The sequence below is a fragment of the Vibrio thalassae genome (genome assembly GCF_900089835.1).
Classification (GTDB): Bacteria; Pseudomonadota; Gammaproteobacteria; order Enterobacterales; family Vibrionaceae; genus Vibrio; species Vibrio thalassae.
This window is the reverse complement of the sequence record NZ_OANU01000008.1, coordinates 41,936-58,150: the sequence shown is the minus strand read 5'-3', so window position 1 is coordinate 58,150 and position 16,215 is coordinate 41,936. Positions and strand designations below refer to the sequence as shown.

Annotated in this window: 14 protein-coding genes; 10 read left to right on the top strand and 4 right to left on the bottom strand. The window is 43.0% G+C overall.

Translation table 11 applies throughout. The features are described from left to right. Positions 1-17: 17 nt before the first annotated feature. A complete protein-coding gene (locus VTH8203_RS04810; protein WP_096992638.1) occupies positions 18-488 on the top strand; it encodes a zinc ribbon-containing protein in 471 nt (156 codons plus the stop codon). A 95-nt stretch (positions 489-583) separates the two neighbouring features. Here VTH8203_RS04810 and cysZ read toward each other — a convergent pair whose 3' ends face one another. Next, a complete protein-coding gene (gene cysZ, locus VTH8203_RS04805) occupies positions 584-1,342 on the bottom strand; it encodes a sulfate transporter CysZ (RefSeq protein WP_096992637.1) in 759 nt (252 codons plus the stop codon). 162 nt (positions 1,343-1,504) lie between these two features. On the opposite strand from cysZ, the gene zipA reads away from it, so the two are divergent. The 5 genes from zipA (at position 1,505) to VTH8203_RS04780 (ending at position 7,484) form a co-directional block, all read left to right on the top strand. Then, positions 1,505-2,491: a cell division protein ZipA gene (gene zipA, locus VTH8203_RS04800; RefSeq protein WP_096992636.1), complete on the top strand. Its 987-nt coding sequence runs from the start codon at positions 1,505-1,507 to the stop codon at positions 2,489-2,491. Between the two features lie 65 nt (positions 2,492-2,556). Further along, positions 2,557-4,560 (top strand): NAD-dependent DNA ligase LigA, encoded by a 2,004-nt coding sequence (ligA, locus tag VTH8203_RS04795; protein WP_096992635.1) that lies wholly within the window; start codon positions 2,557-2,559, stop codon positions 4,558-4,560. 480 nt (positions 4,561-5,040) lie between these two features. After that, positions 5,041-6,204, top strand: coding sequence for a porin (locus tag VTH8203_RS04790; protein ID WP_096992634.1), 1,164 nt, complete (start codon positions 5,041-5,043; stop codon positions 6,202-6,204). Positions 6,205-6,277: 73 nt separating this feature from the next. After that, on the top strand, positions 6,278-7,066 hold the full coding sequence (locus VTH8203_RS04785; protein ID WP_096992633.1) for a DUF2057 domain-containing protein: 789 nt from the start codon (positions 6,278-6,280) through the stop codon (positions 7,064-7,066). A gap of 25 nt (positions 7,067-7,091) precedes the next feature. Continuing rightward, positions 7,092-7,484 carry a MerR family transcriptional regulator gene (locus VTH8203_RS04780; RefSeq protein ID WP_158296055.1) on the top strand — a complete coding sequence of 131 codons (393 nt, stop codon included), beginning with the start codon at positions 7,092-7,094 and terminating at the stop codon, positions 7,482-7,484. Positions 7,485-7,997: 513 nt separating this feature from the next. Here VTH8203_RS04780 and VTH8203_RS04775 read toward each other — a convergent pair. Further along, positions 7,998-8,795 carry a TraB/GumN family protein gene (locus VTH8203_RS04775; protein ID WP_158296054.1) on the bottom strand — a complete coding sequence of 266 codons (798 nt, stop codon included), beginning with the start codon at positions 8,793-8,795 and terminating at the stop codon, positions 7,998-8,000. Between the two features lie 584 nt (positions 8,796-9,379). Between VTH8203_RS04775 and VTH8203_RS04770 the strand changes: the two genes are divergently transcribed. The 3 genes from VTH8203_RS04770 (at position 9,380) to VTH8203_RS04760 (ending at position 11,314) form a co-directional block, all read left to right on the top strand. Beyond that, positions 9,380-10,102 (top strand): oligogalacturonate-specific porin KdgM family protein, encoded by a 723-nt coding sequence (locus VTH8203_RS04770; protein WP_096992630.1) that lies wholly within the window; start codon positions 9,380-9,382, stop codon positions 10,100-10,102. Between the two features lie 466 nt (positions 10,103-10,568). Beyond that, complete coding sequence (locus tag VTH8203_RS04765; protein WP_096992629.1) at positions 10,569-11,069, top strand: hypothetical protein; 501 nt, start codon at positions 10,569-10,571, stop codon at positions 11,067-11,069. Between the two features lie 44 nt (positions 11,070-11,113). Then, complete coding sequence (locus tag VTH8203_RS04760; RefSeq protein ID WP_096992628.1) at positions 11,114-11,314, top strand: hypothetical protein; 201 nt, start codon at positions 11,114-11,116, stop codon at positions 11,312-11,314. A gap of 44 nt (positions 11,315-11,358) precedes the next feature. On the opposite strand, the gene VTH8203_RS04755 is transcribed toward VTH8203_RS04760, so the two are convergent. Then, a complete protein-coding gene (locus tag VTH8203_RS04755) occupies positions 11,359-11,808 on the bottom strand; it encodes a DUF411 domain-containing protein (protein WP_096992627.1) in 450 nt (149 codons plus the stop codon). Between the two features lie 58 nt (positions 11,809-11,866). Then, on the bottom strand, positions 11,867-14,596 hold the full coding sequence (locus VTH8203_RS04750; RefSeq protein ID WP_167385788.1) for a heavy metal translocating P-type ATPase: 2,730 nt from the start codon (positions 14,594-14,596) through the stop codon (positions 11,867-11,869). A gap of 163 nt (positions 14,597-14,759) precedes the next feature. Between VTH8203_RS04750 and gltX the strand changes: the two genes are divergently transcribed. Beyond that, on the top strand, positions 14,760-16,187 hold the full coding sequence (gltX, locus tag VTH8203_RS04745) for a glutamate--tRNA ligase (protein ID WP_096992625.1): 1,428 nt from the start codon (positions 14,760-14,762) through the stop codon (positions 16,185-16,187). Positions 16,188-16,215: the final 28 nt, after the last annotated feature.

Sequence of the window (16,215 nt, the reverse complement as noted above, 5' to 3'; positions counted from 1 at the left end):
TGAATATAGGGGGATGTATGCCTAAGCGTAAAGCCAGTTATGAAGAAATGATTGAAGATGTGGTGGACAACCTTAAACACAGTCCTGAAGAGCTACAGCATGTACTTGAAAAGTCGGGGCAAGTGGTTGAGGCTGCCAACGATATGACTAAAGACGAAATGGCATTAATCTCTGCTTACGTCAAATCAGATTTAAAGGAATTTGCTGAAAATTATGAAGAGAGTAAAAGTGGCCCATTTTATCTGATGATTGCCAATTCAATTTGGCAAGGACTACTTGATATTACCGATAAAACAAAAGTGGAGTGGGTTGAGCTGTTTCAAGACCTCGAACACCAAGGCGTCTATTCCTCTGGTGAAATGATAGGTTTAGGTAACTTAGTGTGTGAGCAGTGCGGACACAAAACAGAATATAACCATCCTACGACCATTTCTCCTTGCACCAAATGTGGCCATAAAACCTTTAGTCGTCAGCCACTAAAACCATAACGTCGCGTTAGAGCGAACGTAGAGATCGTATTGATAAGATACGGTCTCTACATCAGGATAACTTTAATGCTCTTGGTCTAGTGACACTGCAATACTTACTGGTATTGCGGTTTGAATTCTTGTACCCACATCGCGGTAGCGCCGCATACCGATACAGGTACAATGAACAGATTCAGTATTGGTATTGTGGTAAAGACCGAAACTAGCATGCCAAAACTGTATGCTTTTCCCTGTTTTTGTTTCATCGACATACGCATATCGTTGAAGGGTATTTTGTGGTTATCAAAAGGATAATCGCAGTATTGTATTGCGAGCATCCAAGCGGTAAAAATAAACCAAAGGAATGGTCCTATAGTTTGACCAAGTGCGGGAATCAATAATAGCAGAAATAAGCCAATAGCCTTGGGTAGGGTGTACATTAGCTTACGCCATTCACGAGCCATGATTCTAGGTACATCCTTGACTACACTCATTAGCCCTTCTTCTGATACCTTTTGGCCTGTCAGCATTTCTTCTACTTTTTCGGCCAATAGTCCGTTAAACGGCGCTGCAATAAAATTGGCCAACGTACTAAAGAAGTAAGAAAAAGTCGCGAGTATTGTCAACGCTAGCAAAGGCCAAAGAACGTAGCTAAGCCAAGACAAAAACTCAGGCAAGTAGCCTAGCCAGCCTTCAATCCAGACATTTAGATGGGAGAAAAGGTAATACATGGCTGAACCAACTAACACGATGTTAGCGAGTAATGGAAGCAACACATAACGACGTATGCCGGGAGTAAAGGCGATTTGAAAACCTTGATGAAAGTAACCGAATCCGGTCTTGGCTTTGTTCAAAATATGTTTCCTTTTTACCATTTGCTACAGTTGATTCTTAGCGACTATATCAAAAAAGACTTAAGGAAATCACAAACTTCTTATACTAAGGTGTTCTAATAGTCTATAGAGTTTTGGTAAAGTAGAGCGAGTTGAGGTGTGTTCACCTCTTTAAGGACTATTTTTTAACGTTGAGAGCAAACAATGCAGGAATTGCGATTCGTACTCATTATTGTCGGTGCCCTAGCTATCGCGGCGCTGCTGTTCCATGGCCTTTGGTCTAGTAAAAAAGAAGGACAGAAGAAGTTCGGTGACAGGCCGTTAGGAAAGTTGGATGACAAAACTGAGCAAGAAGACGAATACATTGCGCCAGAAGACGATTTCGAAATCATAAGAAAGACGCGTAATGAGCCTGATTTCGGTTTGAAACAACAATCAACTTATGACCCGCTGGATGATGTATCGAGTCATTCGGAAAAGAGTTTCGATCTTGAAGACAGCGTCGTTGATGAACCTAACGTTGCACAGGAAGCAGAAAAACCACAAGTCTCTTCGCTGTCGGAAGATAATGAAGAAGAGTTACCCTCTTTTTCTGCGAAATCTGATGAAGAATTTGAAAAACTGGAACCTCAGTTTGATCTCAATAAAATCGATGATGTGGCGGAAGAGCTCGAAAGCAAGCCTGAGCCTATCGTATCATCCAATCTGGCGTCAGCGCCAGAACCAAGTGCCCCAACACCGCCTGAAACAGAGCCTCAAGAGCCAGAAATGCAAGTCATCGTGATGAACGTACACTGTGCTGGCTCGGAAGAGTTTATTGGCACTAAATTGTTTGACAGTATGCGTCAAAATGGGCTTATTTATGGTGAAATGGATATTTTCCACCGTCACGCAGACTTGTCTGGAACCGGTAAAGTATTGTTCAGTGTCGCCAATATGATGCAACCAGGCACACTTCAGCACAATGATCCTGCAACCTTTACCACCAAAGGTATCTCGTTCTTCATGACTTTGCCTTGTTTTGGTGAAGCTGAACAGAACTTCAAACTGATGCTAAGAACAGCGCAACAAATTGCAGATGATCTCGGCGGTGATGTTCTTGACGATAACCGTAAATTGATGACGCCGACAAGGCTCGATGCTTATCGTAAACAAATTCAAGATTTTAACGCGGCGAAAGCCAGCGTATAGTCTTCCACTTAGTTAGAGAAAAGGCTCCTCAGGAGCCTTTTTTATCCGTACGACCAAGGTATATCATGTCGCAACAACGATTAAATGAACTGAAAGAGCAACTTCACTATCATGGCGTGAAGTATTACGTCGAAGACCGTCCTGAAATTCCAGATGTCGAGTACGACAGATTGATGCAGGAGTTGCTTGCGATTGAATCAGCACATCCAGAGTGGGTCAGCGTTGATTCACCAAGTCAGCGAGTCGGTGGGTTACCACTGGACAACTTTACTCAAGTAAAGCACGAAATTCCTATGCTTTCGCTTGATAACGCTTTTTCGGACGACGACTTAGACAGCTTTAACAAGCGTATTTGTGAGCGATTAAACCGAACCGAAATTGGCGCTTATTGCTGTGAAGTGAAACTCGATGGGTTAGCGGTGAGTTTGCTCTATGAAAATGGAGTGTTGGTTCAAGCCGCAACGCGAGGTGATGGTACGACGGGGGAAAACATTACTGAAAATGTGCGTACAATCAGTGCGATTCCCCTGAAGTTACAAGGCAATGATATTCCAGCACGCATCGAAGTACGTGGCGAAGTCTTTATGCCAAAAGCGGGATTTACCAAACTGAACGAGTTGGCGGCTAAAAAGGGTGAGAAAGTATTTGTTAACCCAAGAAATGCATCAGCAGGGAGTTTGCGCCAGCTGGATTCTCGAATCACGGCAACGCGTCCTCTGAGCTTTTACGCATACAGTCTAGGGGTGGTAGAAGGGACATCGCTTCCAGCCAGTCATTATGAGCGCTTTCTTAAACTGAAAACGCTGGGCTTTCCAATGGGACCTGAAACGAAGCGCGTTAGTAATATTGAACAAGTTAAAGCCTATCATAAGGCGATACAAGACAAGCGTGATGATCTTGAGTACGAGATAGATGGTGTCGTCATTAAAGTGGATGATATTGCGCTTCAAGAACAATTAGGGTTTGTTGCTAGGGCACCTCGCTGGGCTATCGCCTATAAATTTCCCGCTCAAGAAGAGATTACGGTACTAAACGCAGTCGATTTTCAAGTTGGGCGTACGGGGGCTATTACGCCAGTTGCTAAACTAGAGCCAGTGTTTGTTGGTGGTGTGACGGTGAGTAATGCCACCTTGCATAACGCCGACGAAATCGAGCGCCTGGGAGTGAAAATTGGAGATAGTGTTATTATTCGCCGTGCAGGTGATGTCATTCCGCAGATTGTTTCCTATGTTCCCGAACGTCGACCTGTCGATGCGAAGGCGATTGTATTTCCGCTAGAGTGTCCTGTGTGCGCTTCTATGATAGAACGCATTGAAGGAGAAGCCGTAGCGCGCTGTACTGGTGGGTTAGTGTGTCAAGCGCAGCGTAAAGAAGCGTTGAAACACTTTGTATCTCGTAAGGCTTTAGACGTTGATGGTCTTGGGGAGAAAGTCATCGAGCAGTTAGTCGATAAGGAAATGGTTGAAACACCAGCCGACCTGTTTAAGTTATCTGCAGGACAACTCACTATCTTAGAACGCATGGGGCCTAAGTCGGCACAGAATGTCGTGAATGCTCTGAATGTTTCAAAACAAACAACGCTTGCTCGATTCTTATATTCTCTAGGGATTCGAGAGGTAGGGGAAGCAACCGCGGCCAACCTATCAGCCCATTTTAAAACGTTAGAGAAGGTGATGAATGCCAGTCATGAGCAACTCATCGAAGTACCAGATGTTGGTGACATTGTGGCTAAGCATATTAGGTTCTTCTTTGCCGCTGAATCAAATCAAACAGTTATTGAAGCCTTGATCGCTGCGGGTATTCATTGGCCAGATGTCGAGGCTCCGGCTGACAATGTTCCACAACCGCTAGCGGGTAAGATCGTGGTATTAACAGGCTCATTATCTCAATTAAACCGTAATGATGCCAAAGCAGCACTTCAAGCTTTAGGGGCAAAAGTTACCGGAAGTGTTTCTAAGAAAACGGACATCTTATTTGCGGGTGAAAACGCAGGTTCTAAGCTCGCAAAAGCACAAGAACTTAATATTGAAATTAAAACCGAAGATGACTTAATCGAATTAATAGGTTAACTGTCTGTCGAATCTTAAAAGAGCTCCTATATGGGGCTCTTTTTTTGCGAGTAAGTTCAAATTAGAAGTTGAATGTACGGTGGATAGTAAAAGCAACTTTCTAAAAAGCACTTTTTTATTTAATTTCTTTAAATAAAAAAGTCATGCGAGCTACATCACTAATTCTGAATGTCGTTAATTTTTAAGTTATTGAAAATTAACGATGTAAAGCATTTTATTCTTGCTCTGATTAAAAAATAAGATCTTCATCAATAAGCATGATGAAAGTTTGTTGTGCGTCATATTTTTCTTAACGTAATTGATTTTGAAATTGATAATTTTCTCCGCGAAGTTAGTCTTGTGGGTATGGATACACAAGGTGTAGACAGGAAAATTAACCAGTCTATTTGGTTAAATAAATAAGGAAGTATTTCACCCTTCGGCGGCCAACTTAAGGGTTAAATATAAAAAACAGCTATATCCATTTTTAGGAGTTATTCCATGGAAAAAATGTTTAGACGCACTCTTATCGGTGCAGCAGTGGCGTCAATGGTATCCTTCTCAGCAATGGCTGATGAGGGGGCTGGTGGTCAAGTTGGTATCAACTCTGATTTTGATGTTGAGGTGTATGGGGTTGCCGCGATATCTGCGGTGAATTACAACGTTACTGATAACAAAGATGACAGTGCCGGTTTTGCGATTGAAAACGAATCTCGAATTGGTTTTCGAGCGTCTGGTGACATGACAGATAGTATTCGAGTGACTATGCAGATTGAGTCTGGTTATGTTGATAACACGGACTGGGCACATGGTGGAGTTTCTGGTGGTGTGCTCGGTTTCCGTGATACCTTCATCGGCTTATCTGGCGACTTTGGTAATGTACGAATTGGTCGTGTATTAACACCACTTTACGAGATCGTTGACTGGCCATTCTCAAACCCAGGTCTTGGCTCAGTGTTTGACTGGGGTGGTATTAATGCTCACTATGATCGTCAATCGAACCAAGTACGTTATGATTCACCAAAGTTTGGTGGGTTCACTTTTGCAGCTTCAGTCGGTCGTGATGACAACGCCAATGGTGGTGGCGCTGCGACACGTGATGCTTATTTTGCTGGCGCGAATGCACGTTACGCATTTGAAAAAATAACACTAATGGGTGCCGTTGAAACTGGAAAACGCCCAGGAAGTACCACCCCTGAATCATGGCAAATTGCGCAAGAAGCAGGGACTGATGACAATGGTGATGTGTATAATCCAGGTGACTCCTATTATACTAAAGCTTCGACCACTGCTGATACGGATACTTTAGCGTATATTGTTGGTTTCGAGGCGGCTCTACCAGCTGGCTTTGGGCTTGCCGCTGCTTATAAAAATGAGCAGTTGAAACAAAGTGGTGTAACTCACGACCAAGGTTCATATTCGGTAATTGGTCAATATTGGAATGGTCCAATTGGATTTAAATTAGGTTATGCTGCTAACCTTGACTCGAAAAAAGGTGGAGTTTCTCAGGATGACGCAGAAAGCACCATCTCTGGCCAGTTGATGGCAGTGGTTAACGGTTTTGTCCCTTATGTACGTGTTGCTCAACGCACAACGAATATCAAGGATAGCACGGACAATCGTTCAGATATCGTGACTCGCGTGGGTCTTGAGTACGGTTTCTAAGCGTTATAAAAATAATCATGAGATTGAGCATTAGCTATTTTAGCTGATGCTCTTCTTGTCAAAGGAGAGAAATATGTTCAGAAGTCTTGTAGTAGTTATTTCGTTGTTGTTAGGAGCGTGTTCCTCTCTTGATTCAGATAGCGACTTTTCTCAGTCTGTAGAAACAGTGGACTATAAAGGGGGGCAAACTCGTGTAGTTGGTAAAACCTACACACCAGAAACCATCTCTAGTAACGGTGGTGATATCGTCAAATCACAAGTGGTTGTAGTGCTAAATAGCAAAAACAGTCAACCTAATGAGCTCGCTGGTTTTGTTAATATGGAGGTAACGTATTTTAAATCGTATAACGAGTTTGAAAAAGCTTCATATTTAGGTAGAACCGTTGATCTTATCCCTATTAAACCCTCTACAAGCACATGCTCAGAGCACTGTACAACGTCCCAATATTTTTCTTTCCCAATCGACAAAGCAGCGGTCGATAGTATCGATAGGGGCGACTTCGAATTTGAATTGATAACTAACAGTCGTTATGAAGTTACCTTTACCATTGCGTCGGGCTATATGAAAGCGCTACGTAATGAAATGGAATCCCAAACCCAAAATACGGGTATATTAGCGTCACGTGTTATCGTCAACGACAATCAATCAACATCAAAATCATTAGAAATGATTCAGTATTGGTATGAAAGAAGTACCGATCAAGATCGAGAGAAGTTTATTGATTGGGCGGTGCAAAATCGTAAAAATGGTAATGCTGAAGAGACATTTACATCACAACCTGCACAAATGATGCAATATTGGTACAATACCGGATCTAAAGAAGAGCGCCAACAAGTCTTGGGTTGGGTGCTCTCGCTATAACGAGTGATAGCTCGGGGGAGTGGAAGTGAAGATAGGTCAGGTTTCAGAAATTACAGGATTAACGACCAAAACAATCCGCTTTTATGAGGAACGGCAAATTATCTCCCCGCCAAAGCGAACAATTAATGGTTACCGCTTTTACACGGATGAGCATGTACGTGAGCTAAGTTTTATTTCCAACGCAAGGAAGGCAGGCTTTTCTCTCGATGAATGTCAGTATTTGTTATCGCTGGAAAAAGATACTCACAGAAGGAGTGAAAGCGTTCGACAATTTGCATCAGACAAACTGCTAGATGTTCAAAACCAGATTGAGGCGTTGAAAAAGGTTGAGAAAAGGCTGGCTGAGTGGATAAAGGCATGTCCAGGTAACGAGCAAAGTTATTGCCCTATCATAAATAAGTTGAAAAAGGGGGGGTAACTACCCCCCCTTGCCTACTCATCGCTATTAGTATCTAGCGCTACCATTGGCTAATTGGCAGTATAGTTGCTGTGTTCTCACAACGTTGCCATCAGGTAAAGTGCACTGTACGGTGTACCCTAACACATTTCCTGATCCGTTATGGTTTGATGCTGTCGCTGTAATTGGTAGTGACAAAGCTAAAGTTGCAAAAAAAATAGCTATTTTCATGATTTCGTCTCCATTTTTTCTGATAGGATCTTCTAAATGCAAACTTAGTATGGTATAGGCTCATCGAATAGCAAGAAAAAAAGATGGGCTAAGATAGGCTACGTTGATCTCGATCATTACGATAAAGGTTTGAAACGCAGTTTCTGTATTGAGTTGTTTGACGGATATTGGCGAGATAATGCGGCGCTAACGTTAGGGCGGATCTTAAAATGTGATGTCACGTATTCACTGTCGCGCAAACCATAACACGCACCACCTTTAGTCGAGAGCAATGACGATTTTCATTAATATAAGAGAGGCTTCCTAAGAGTCAGATGAAGTAGAGCAATGAGCTCTACTTGGGGTCGACATCAGAGAAATGTCGTAGCCTAGCTGTCTAAGTAACTCAATGACACTGTGTTCACCAACAAGGTGCATTGCTCCCACTGCAACAAAATAGGTGCCGACTGGGTAGTCTTGACTTAAAACTTTTACCCAACGCTCATTTCGCTCAAAGATAAATGATTGATAAAAAGCTTCATTATAGGTCACTGTTGCTAACACTGCCTCGAGGTTCTTTATGTCTCCCATACGCCAAGATTCGACTAAGCATCGGATACTTGCTTCACTATCTGACCACTCTTGGAGCGTTTGTTTCAGCATAGCTAATCCATGATCAGGCTGAGTGACGAATAAATCGATTTGAAATTGTAAGGTCTCTAATCCCACTATTGGTAATTGATGAGTGTTTGCCCAACGGACAAACTGCATATCAATGCTGAACTCAGGTTGGTAGTTAAGAGATTGGAATTGCCATTGCTGTAAGGTGAGTGCTGCTTGCCAAGGTGGTAAACTCAATATTGTACTTGGGACTAGGGAAGCCTGTTTGATGATTGCAATCAATGCTGCCAAGTGTTCCTCGTCTAACATTTGCTTAGCGCTTGGTTGTGGCTTTTGTGGGAAACGCACTTTTTCATTTAAACGCGTTTCAACGATCAGACTATCTGCCTGGCTCAAAGCTTCTGTCACTTTTCTAGAAAATGGGTCGAGTTTAGTATCCCCAACATGAATTGTTCCCATAAGATAGAGGCGTTGTTCCCCTTTATCTGCTTGCCAAAGCAATGGCTCTGCATTAGAACAAAGTGAAACCAATAACAAAAGACCGGTAAATGAGGGCCTCAAGTAATTTATCACTGTATGAGCCTGAATATCTCTAGGCAATTTATCCACCACTGTCTGAACTAGGGTTGTGTATCCAGACTATCACAATTTAGGGGGGTACAAACGACAACATTGATAGATAGATTCACCATGTTGGGTTGTTTTTTTATCGAACCAACTATTTTTTTAATGCGAATTAAACACTGTTTTAAATCTAAAATCACGTTTGATATCACGATTTTATAAGACAATTTTGAGTCTAATGATGGTATTTACGACATTTTCTCTATCACATTGGCTTTTTAAACATTGTTTTTGTGATTTTTGTCATAGTTAATTTTAATTGAGTTATTTAGGGTTCTTTATTTTTTTATTTAAACATATGATTTTAAGGGTTTTATTTTTTTTGTTGTTTTTTATTGTGATTTTGATCACTGTGGAGAGGTGATTATTTGTCAGCGCGAATTAAATCTAGTTATAGTGTGCCCAAGCCAAACGGCAGCAACATAAGCTGCTTAAAAACTAAAGCATACATAGGTGTTACAATGAAAAAAGTTCTCGCTCTTACTGCTCTTGCAGTTGCATCAACTAGCGCTTTCGCTGGCTCGTCTTACGTAACGGGTAATGTTCAGTTTCACGATTCATATTTACAAGGGTCAAAGCAAACTTCGACACTAGAAGCGGGTCATACGTTTGACTCAAATACAACGCTTTTAGTTGAATTTGATGCTATTCCTTTAGGGAAAACGCAAACACCAGAGGCGGGCAAGAAAGGTCCTCTACCAGCTACTACTTTGGGCATAGAGCAGGTGTTTAACGCAACAGACCACCTTTGGTTTGCAGCAGGTTACCACCACTTGATTCAAGACGGTGAAACGATTCAATACCGTCCACTAATCAAGATTGGCTATAACTTCGATAATGGTCTGTCTTTGAGCAACCGTACTCGTATGCACATCAACAACCAACTCGATGGTCAGACCCGCAGATCAGATAGCGATGTTCGTTTAGATAACAAAATTGCTTATCAGTTTGCAGACCAACCACTTGCACTTTCGTACAACAACGTATATGTGGTTGCAGGTGATAAAGATGCATTCGGTCACGATAAAGTAAACACGATGGATCATGAGCTTCGTGCAACTTGGACTCGTGACGGTGTACAGCCATATTTTGAGTTCCGTAGCCAAGCTCACGGCCTGAAGAATGCAGACGGTGGCAGTGCTGTAAACAACGCTGTTGTATTCGGTGCTTCTTACGGTTTCTAAGCGACGCAAAGATTGTTAAGATTTCCATATTTGGGGCTCCGTAAGGAGCCTTTTTTTATCTTTATGATTTGATGAGCTCGATTGGCGATTTAGGATGAGATACAACCGGCATTTTTCAAGATAGTTGTCATCATTCGCTTATTTATAAAGACCACTTCAATAACCTGAACTTGGTCCAGCACTTTAGTTAGTTTTAATAAATTTGGTTTTTGCTCAGGTAATTTTACCTTTCTCGTTTTAGGCTGATTTTTGGTCGAACTTAGTGTTTTTTCAGACCAGAGTATGTGATCTTCACACGGTTTGCTTACATCGCTAGATATGAGAGGCTCTATTTCATTGATTTAACGTTATTTGTCTGATTTTTGGACAATTTTTATCTTACAAAACGATGACTTTGTAAAGATTTGCTATAGGGGATGGTGGTAAGGAAGATGCAGGCTCTTCCACACTATTTAGGATCCAAACTTTGCGTCATACATCGTTGTTATTATTAGCCTTAGGTTCTAAGGCCGCATTTGCGGCATCATCTTATATTGAAGGACATATTCAATTTAATAGTACGTATCTTTATGATTCAAAAACCACAGCTAAGATGGCTGCTGGTCATACTTTCGATACAGATACGACCGTTAAATTCAAAATTGAAGATATTGCAATTGGAGCCACACCGCACAGCGATAGGCACCACCATCACGATATGTATTATGGACATAGCGTCAGGGCACCCTTGCTGACATTAGGTGTGGAACAAAGGTTTCAGATGTCAGAGAGTTTTTGGTTAGGGGCGGGCTATAACCATTTAATGCAAGTAGGTGAAACGGTGCAATACCGACCGTTGTTCAAGATAGGTTATGACTTTGAGCAAGGGCTATCCCTAAGTCACCGCACGCGAATAGAAGTGTATGCCCAGAACGACCGCTGGGAGAATAAGCCAGCTACGGATTATATCGCTTTGATAATAAAATAGCGTATGCCTTCCAAACACATCCAGTGAAGGTGCACTATAACAATGTGTACCATGCTATTGGGGCTTATACGCCTTATTATCCATATTCAGATAATGCAATGGATAATGAGTTTAGACTCACACTAACGAAGTATGCGTTTCAGCCTTATTTTGAATATAAGAGCCAAGGTGAGTTCAAAACATCACGTTATGGGCGTGGAGTAGCAAACAGCGCATTTTTGGTCGGTGGAACCTATAACTTCTAATAACGAGAAGCGCCATAGTGATTACTATGGCGTTGACCTATGGTTTACATATTGTATGCACGGAAGCTGAAAACTTGGCCTTTTTCGTCATAGGCATAAACATGATAAGGGTCTTTCTTATCACCATATTCCATACCAGGAGAGCCAACAGGCATGCCCGGAACGGCAAGACCTTTTGCGTTCTTAGGAGGATTATCTAGGAATGCTTTAATGTCATCGGCTGGAATATGGCCTTCGAACACATAATCGCCAATAACCGCAGTGTGGCAGGAAGCGAGTTCCGGCTTGATGCCTAGCTTTTCCTTAATAGGGTTCATATTTTTATGCTCTTCAACCGTGACGTTAAATCCGGCATCCTCCATATGTTTAACCCAGTCTTTGCAGCACCCACAATAGGGTGATTTGTAAGTGAGCATATCTGTGGCAAACGCCGAGCCTGTCACCATTGCAAACGACAATGTTGCCAGTTTGAAGAGACGTGTTTGCTTTGACATATTGATTCCTTATTGACGAGTAACTATTGGCTTAAAAATCGTTAAATTGTGACGAAAATTAGCCTTTATATTGAAAGTTTCTGAGTCTATTCGCGTTGCTGACAACGGTAATAGAAGACAGGGCCATTGCTGCTCCGGCAAAAACAGGGCTGAGCAGGAAGCCAAATATTGGGTAAAGAATCCCAGCGGCAATGGGAATCCCTAACGAGTTGTAAATAAACGCACCAAACAGATTTTGCTTGATATTCTTCACCGTAGCTTTGGATAAAGCGATGGCGTAAGCGACAGTGGCTGGGTTACTGTTGAGTAAGGTCATTGGCGCACTCTCAATCGCGACGTCACTTCCTGATCCCATAGCAATACCAACATCAGCTAGCGCTAAAGCAGGGGCATCGTTAATACCGTCACCTACCATAGCGACATGACCAAATTTGGCTCTGAGCGATTCGATATGCGCGGATTTTTCATCAGGTAGAACTTCAGAAACCACTTCATCAATACCCAGTTGTTTACCTATAACGTCAGCAACATGGCGGTTGTCACCAGTAAGCATGACGGTGTGAATACCTTGATGTTTTAACGACGCTACCGCAGAGGCTGTCTCTGGTTTTAGATCATCGGCAATCGCAATGACGGCGACGGCACTATTGTCAACGACAACCACGACAGGTGTAGCAGCGAGTTTTGCTGCGGCATCGAGTCCGTTTTGAATTGGTGCTACATCGATGCTTAACGTTTGTACGTGATTAAGAGACGCAATGGTCACGTTTTTACCATCGACAATCCCTGTTACCCCTTTACCTTTCAGGTTTTCAAATTGTTGTGGTTCACTAACTTCAATAGCAGTCCAATAGCGAGTAACCGCTTTAGCTAAAGGGTGCTCAGAGCGTTTTTCTAATGGTAATACCATTCGCGCCAGAGCTTGCTCTGTCATATTTGGCGCAAATACTCTTTGTACCGAAGGCTGACCCATTGTCATGGTGCCTGTTTTGTCGAACACGACAACGTTCACTTTACTCAGTTTTTGCAACGCATCAGCATCCTTAATTAACACACCGGCTTGAGCGGCTTTACCTATTCCAACGGTGATAGATAACGGTGTGGCAAGGCCTAAAGCGCATGGACAAGCAATAATCAACACTGTGGTGGTAACAACAAGCATGTAGCTCGCTTTGGGTTCTGGACCAATGAAGAACCATACCGCCGCCGCGACTATGGCAATCACTACTACAACCGGGACGAAGACGGCTGAAATAGAGTCGGCTAGTTTCGCAATTGCAGGTTTGCTACTTTGCGCTTCTCGGACCAAATTAATAATGCGAGACAACATGGTGTCAGCGCCTACCCCAGTTGCTTTGATCACCAAGCTACCGTCAGTATTTAACGTACCGGCAGAGACGAAGTCATTGATGTCTTTGGCAGCGGCAACGGGTTCTCCAGTAAGCATTGACTCATCTATATAACTGTGACCTTCAACCACTTCGCCATCAACAGGCACTTTTTCTCCTGGCTTTATTCTCAGAAGCATCCCAAGGTTAATATCCGATACCGCTATTGATCGGTCCTGACCATTGATAATGGCAGTTGCATAGTGTGGTTGCAGATTCATCAATGCTTGCAGCGATTCATTGGTCTTAGATTTGGCTTTCGCTTCAATGTAATGACCGAGGGAAATAAGACCGACAATCATTGCACTCGCTTCAAAATAAACATGCCGAGATTGATGTGGGAACCAACTTGGCTTGATGACCACTAACATAGAATAAAACCATGCTGCGCCAGTACCTAAAGCGACCAGTGTATCCATAGTGGCGCGTTTGTGCTTCAGCGCTTTATATGCGTTGACATAAAAGTCACGACCTGAGGTAGCGAGCAGCCATAGACACACAACACCGATAACCCCCCAAGCCATCTGGTCAAGAGGGTTGCGGATCATCATGTTCCCGCCTAAGACCCCCCACAACATTAATGGTGCACCTATCGATAATGCAATGATGGTATGTTTTTTCTGCTTAGCTTGATGAGCTAATAGCGTTTGTTGCTGTTGGCTCTGACTTGCGGCTAGATCTTGAACCAATTCAGCCTGATAGCCGGCCTCTGAAACGGCTTTAAGCAAGGCACTATTGATCGTTTCAGCGGTTTCACTACTTATTACCATCGCGCTCTGTTCGGCAAGGTTGACTCGAGCACTTTCGACACCATCTACGTTAGCCAGAGCTTTTTCTACTGAGCTAACACAACTGGCACATGTCATTCCTTGAATAAGGTAGTGAAGACGATGACTTCCTTCAACCAGTGGTAAATCTGTCTTTGGCGCTGTGACTGTTGACTGAGGGCTCGTTGATTCAGAATCGGTGGTATTGGTTTGTGGCGTAGAGTCTGCTTCACTAATGGTATCGATGTCCACTGATTCTGCCTGATAACCAAGCGCCTTGATGCTGTCAATGATGGTTTGCGGATCGACTAATGTTGCGATAAGCAGCTCGTTTTTTGACAGCGCAATAATGTCACTGTTATCGAATAAATCGAGTTGAGCGCGCACCTTAGCGACACATTTACCGCAGTTCAGACCCGATAACTTGAAATGCCACATTGGTGTAGCTTGGTAGTTAAGCGATTGAACGATATCAATAATGTCTTTGGTATCAGATGGTGTCATAACAACCAGCCGTTCTGTAGTCAGTGTTTCTACATCAATAGATAGAGAAGAGGCATTGAGTGCTTTTTTCAGCTTATTCACGCACCCCATACAGGAAAGTCCTGAGAGTTTTAGCGTTATGTGATTCATAAAACACCTCGAATATGAGTTTGACTATTACTAACGATAAACCTTACCGCAAGGGTAAGGTCAAGCTATTGATTGTAGATTTAGCTTAAGGTGATAAAATAGCGCCCAAATTTGCAACGCACGATGACAAGCATCGTGCGACGTTGACAACAAGGTACATTCGATGACGGTTAAAACACGTTTTGCTCCTAGCCCAACAGGCTATCTTCATGTCGGTGGTGCACGTACTGCACTCTATTCTTGGCTATACGCTAAAAACCAAGGCGGTGAATTCGTTCTGCGTATCGAAGACACCGATCTAGAGCGTAACTCACAACAAGCAGTGGACGCGATCTTGGAAGGTATGCAGTGGATGGGATTGGAATGGGACGAGGGTCCGTATTTCCAATCTAAGCGTTTTGACCGTTACAACGAAGTGGTTGATCAGCTATTAGCAGAAGATAAAGCATATAAGTGTTATGCATCCAAAGAGCTGCTAGAAGAGATTCGTGCAGAACAAGAAGCGAACAAAGAAATTCCGCGTTATGACGCTAACCACCCAAAAATTGTTGCGGCTAATGCGGCAGCAAAAGATGGCGATCCATGTGTTATCCGTTTCCGCAACCCAAAAGAAGGCAGTGTAGTATTTGATGATCAGATCCGTGGTCGTATCGAGATTTCTAACAGCCAAATGGATGATTTGATCATCCGTCGTACTGACGGTGCACCTACGTATAACTTTGTAGTTGTTGTGGATGACTGGGATATGGGTATTACTCACGTTGTTCGTGGTGAAGATCATATCAACAACACGCCTCGCCAAATCAATATTTATGAAGCACTTGGTGCGCCAGTACCAACGTTCGCACACTGTGCAATGATTTTAGGTGATGATGGCGCAAAATTGTCTAAGCGCCACGGCGCAGTATCAGTAATGCAGTACCGTGATGAAGGTTATTTACCAAACGCCTTGAACAACTATCTAGTGCGACTAGGCTGGTCTCATGGCGATCAGGAAATCTTCTCTCAAGAAGAGATGATCAATTTCTTCTCTTTGAATGCCATTTCGAAGTCAGCCTCTGCGTTCAATACTGACAAACTAAACTGGTTGAACAACCACTACATTAAGACTTCTGAGCCAGAATATGTGGCGAAGCATCTACAATGGCATCTTGATGAGCAGGAGCTCAACACAGAAAATGGTCCTGCAATTACTGATGTGATTAAACTCGTGGGTGAGCGTTGCAATACATTGGTTGAACTTGCTCAGCAAATTCGTTACTTCTACGAAGACTTCTCTGAATTCGAAGCGGGCGCAGCGAAAAAACATCTACGTGGTGTTGCGAAAGAGCCGCTAGAAGCAGCGTTAGCGAAAGTAGAAGCTTTAGAAGAGTGGACGACGGACAACATTAAAGATCAAGTCATCACAGCAGTTTGTGACGAGTTAGAAATTGGCATGGGTAAAATCGGTATGCCTCTTCGCGTTGCTGTAACCGGCGGTGGTCAATCACCATCTGTGGATGCGGTGATGGAACTGGTTGGTAAAGAGCGTGTGATTGCTCGCATTAAGATGGCGTTAGCATTTATTGCAGAGCGTGAAGCGAACGCTTAATCGCGGTTGCTAGGCGATATCAAAAAGA